We start from the raw sequence: 731 nt of genomic DNA on the forward strand, positions 1-731 counted from the left end.
TCGTTCTCTGAAAACTGAATATCGATTATCTTTTAGATTACTTCTATAGAATCACTATTAAACCAATCAATTTATTAGTACTGGTCAGCTGAATACATTACTGTACTTACACCTCCAGCCTATCAACCTCATAGTCTATAAGGAATTTAATAGGGAATACTCATCTTTGAGGGGGCTTCCCGCTTAGATGCTTTCAGCGGTTATCCCTGCCGTACTTGGCTACCCAGCTATGCTCCTGGCGGAACAACTGGCACACCATCGGTACGTCCACTCCGGTCCTCTCGTACTAAGAGTAGCTCTCATCAATATTCCAACGCCCACATCAGATAGGAACCAAACTGTCTCACGACGTTTTGAACCCAGCTCGCGTACCGCTTTAATGGGCGAACAGCCCAACCCTTGGAACCGACTCCAGCTCCAGGATGCGATGAGCCGACATCGAGGTGCCAAACCTTCCCGTCGATGTGATCTCTTGGGAAAGATAAGCCTGTTATCCCCGGGGTAGCTTTTATCCGTTGAGCGACGGCCTTTCCACGAAGAACCGCCGGATCACTAAGTCCTGCTTTCGCACCTGCTCGACTTGTAGGTCTCACAGTCAATCACACTTCTACCTTTATGCTCTTTGATACGGTTTCTGACCGTATTGAGTGTAACTTTGAACGCCTCCGTTACCCTTTAGGAGGCGACCGCCCCAGTCAAACTACCCACCACACACTGTCCTCTTACCAGAT

1 rRNA gene is annotated in these 731 nt (G+C 48.3%); it reads right to left on the reverse strand.

The window, feature by feature from the left end:
- Positions 1 to 53 precede the first annotated feature (53 nt).
- Positions 54 to 731: ribosomal RNA gene (locus tag ACQW0Y_RS02965) — 23S ribosomal RNA — on the reverse strand; the annotation flags it as partial.

The organism is Mycoplasmopsis arginini (assembly GCF_965278885.1).
Lineage (GTDB): Bacteria > Bacillota_I > Bacilli_A > Mycoplasmatales > Metamycoplasmataceae > Metamycoplasma > Metamycoplasma arginini_B.